The sequence below is a fragment of the Mesorhizobium norvegicum genome, from assembly GCF_004919685.1.
Lineage (GTDB): Bacteria > Pseudomonadota > Alphaproteobacteria > Rhizobiales > Rhizobiaceae > Mesorhizobium > Mesorhizobium norvegicum.
The window spans coordinates 1-1104 of the sequence record NZ_SMYZ01000090.1; the positions used below are offsets into that span (position 1 = coordinate 1).

At 68.0% G+C, this 1104-nt stretch carries 2 protein-coding genes; both read right to left on the reverse strand.

Annotation, left to right across the window (positions count from 1 at the left end; translation table 11 throughout):
• The coding region (locus FCU66_RS34285; protein WP_136622661.1) for an ATP-binding cassette domain-containing protein at window positions 1-257 on the reverse strand (257 nt) is incomplete at its 3' end.
• The gene (locus tag FCU66_RS34290) at window positions 254-1084 is read right to left on the reverse strand and encodes an ABC transporter permease (RefSeq protein WP_136622660.1); all 831 of its coding nucleotides are present in this window, start codon (window positions 1082-1084) and stop codon (window positions 254-256) included. The genes FCU66_RS34285 and FCU66_RS34290, both read right to left, overlap by 4 nt.
• Window positions 1085-1104: the final 20 nt, after the last annotated feature.

The window sequence follows — 1104 nt, forward strand, 5'->3', positions numbered from 1 at the left end:
ACAGAGGGGGGTGCCTTGGCACCAGAGGGTGGCGATGATGGCAAGAACCAGTTGACCCGCCCTCCAATCCTGGAGGACCCCGGCAACAACCCGGCAATCGTTAACGCCAACGTGCTCTTGCCGGAACCGCTTTCGCCGATGATGGCGAGGCGTTCGCCATTGGCGATGTCGAGGCTGATACCCTTCAGCGCCGCCACCTCGCTGCCGTCGCGGCGGTAGGTCACCGTCAGGTCGCGGATCGAAGCGAGCGTGGTCACGACAGGCCTCTTCTGACCGCTGTCGTCTCGACGATGCCTTCACCGGCGAGATAGACGCCGAGCACTGTCAGCACCAGCGCTATGCCCGGGACGATCGACAGGAAGGGTGCGGTGCGCAGGACGGTGCGGCCTTCGGCGATCATGCCGCCCCAGGTGACCCGGTTGGGGTCTCCCAAGCCGAGAAAGGACAAGGCCGCTTCGGTGAGGATCGCGGCGGCGACGATCACCGATGACATCGCCAGCACCGGCGGCAAAGCATTGGGCAGCACTTCACGAAAGGCGATCGCCAGCGGGTGCATGCCGATGACCCTGGCTCCGGCGACATAATCGCGTTCGCGAATGGAGAGGACTTCCGCGCGGGCCACTCTGGCAGGTCCGGTCCATGTGCCGAGGGCGATGGCAATCACGACGATGCCGAGCGACGGTCCGACCACGCTGACGAAGGCCAGCGCCAGCAGGAAGCTCGGCACGGTCTGGAAGGCGTCGGTGATGCGCATCAGCACCTCGTCGATGAGGCCACCGGCAAAACCGGCCAATGTGCCGACCACCGCGCCGACGACAAGTGCGGCGGCCGCGGCCGCGAGCCCGACAGCCAGCGATGTGCGGGCGCCATGAAAGAGCTCGGCCAGCACGTCGCGGCCAAGCCGGTCGGTGCCGAGCGGCAGCGACGGGTCCTGGAACGGCGGCAGCAGCGCCGGCCCGGCGATGGCTTGCGGATCGCCAGGGAACAGCAGCGACGCCGACAGCGCCATGGCGATCAGCGTCGCCAGGATGATGGCGCCGGCGACCGCCTCAGGCGTGCGCAGAAAGCGGCGGAGCGGGCTCATGCGCCAGCCTCGCTGGCGCC

Excerpts from the sequence above, each read along its gene's own strand:
- FCU66_RS34290 (WP_136622660.1), bottom strand. The coding sequence starts at position 1,084 with ATGAGCCCGCTCCGCCGCTTTCTGCGCACGCCTGAGGCGGTCGCCGGC.